Annotated in this window: 2 protein-coding genes and 1 pseudogene; 2 read left to right on the forward strand and 1 reads right to left on the reverse strand. The window is 72.1% G+C overall.

The genetic code is table 11. The features are described from left to right. Nucleotides 1-214, reverse strand: a pseudogene (locus tag IE294_RS46695) (hypothetical protein); the annotation flags it as partial. 260 nt (nt 215-474) lie between these two features. Between IE294_RS46695 and IE294_RS46700 the strand changes: the two are divergent. Both IE294_RS46700 and IE294_RS46705 read left to right on the forward strand, forming a co-directional pair. Further along, entirely contained in the window at nt 475-984 is a 510-nt protein-coding gene (locus IE294_RS46700) for a SigE family RNA polymerase sigma factor (RefSeq protein WP_189895385.1), read from the forward strand. Beyond that, nucleotides 977-1,232 (forward strand): hypothetical protein (locus IE294_RS46705; RefSeq protein WP_373315976.1); only part of this gene is annotated, 256 nt, incomplete at its 3' end. The genes IE294_RS46700 and IE294_RS46705, both read left to right, overlap by 8 nt.

Below are 1,232 nucleotides of genomic sequence, written 5' to 3' on the forward strand. Positions count from 1 at the left end.
TGGCGGTCACGCGGTTCCCGGAGACACCGGTACCGGAGACCACCGAGGCGCCGGCCGAGCCGGTGCCGTGAACCTTGGCGGCGGGCTCACCGGACGGCTTGCCGTGAGCCGTGGCGGTGGGCTGGGGGGTGCCGGTCGCAGCGCTGGCCACTCCCCCCGCCGTCGCGATGGCTGTGGCGGTGGCCGCGATGAGCATGATCGGGCGAATACGCATGAATCAGTGTCCTTTCCTGCGGGCGTCCGGTTGATGCCCGCACCCCTGTACGCCCCTCGGTGCCCGTGCGGTCGCACTCCGGACACGTGGTCCATGTCACAGGACGTGGGCGCGACCTGGGGACGGCGCTCGTGCGTACAGGCTTGAGCGGCGCGAGGCTCCGCCCGGGAGGCACGGCTCCACCGCCGTGGTCGAGGAGTGCTTCCCGGCGAACCGCCTGTGATGCGAGCCGATCGACAGCACCAGGAGAGAAGCCGTTGATGACGCCACAGGAGTTCGACGCGTTCTACGCAGCGTCCTTCTCCCGCCTGACCGGGCAGCTCTACGCGATGACCAGCGACTGGTCCGAAGCACAGGACGTGGTCCAGGAGGCCTTCATCCGCGCGTGGGACCGAAGGCGCACGTTCGACCCCGACGATGCCGCGGAAGCCTGGATCCGGACCACCGCCCGGCGGCTGGCCATCTCACGTTGGCGACGTCTGGCCCGGGGTCTGCATCTGGCCGGACGCCACCACCATGAACCCCGCACCGTCGAGCCGCCCACTGAGGAGTACTTGATGCTGGTCATCGCGCTCCGCGACCTGCCCGAGGCGCAGCGCAGCGCCGTGGTCCTGCACCACATGTGCGACCTTTCCATCGAGCAGGTCGCGGCCGAGACCGGCGCCAGCGTCAGTGCCGTCAAGAGCCGCCTCGCCCGCGGGCGGACCGCGCTGGCGGCCCGGCTCGGCGACCAGCCCCCGATCAACGAGGAAGGACGACTCCATGTCTGATCCCCTCCACGACACCCTGGGCGACCGGCTGCGGCTGCTCGGCACGCAGATGCCGGCACCGACCCTGCCCGCCGCGGAGATCCGCCGACGCGCCGACCGGCGCCGCCACCGCCGGCACGCCCTGGGCGCGACCGCGGCCTGCACCGCGGCAGCCCTGTGCCTGGCTCTCCCGTCCGTGCTGCACTCACCCGGCCCACGGCACGGAGCAGCCCCCACGGACACCTCCTCCGTGTCAGCTTCCCCCCGCC

Source organism: Streptomyces canarius, from assembly GCF_014650735.1.
In the GTDB taxonomy this organism is placed as follows: Bacteria; Actinomycetota; Actinomycetes; order Streptomycetales; family Streptomycetaceae; genus Streptomyces; species Streptomyces olivaceoviridis.

What these genes read in the sequence shown, in the direction of transcription:
- IE294_RS46700 (WP_189895385.1), top strand. Translation starts at nt 475, where the DNA reads ATGACGCCACAGGAGTTCGACGCGTTCTACGCAGCGTCCTTCTCCCGC.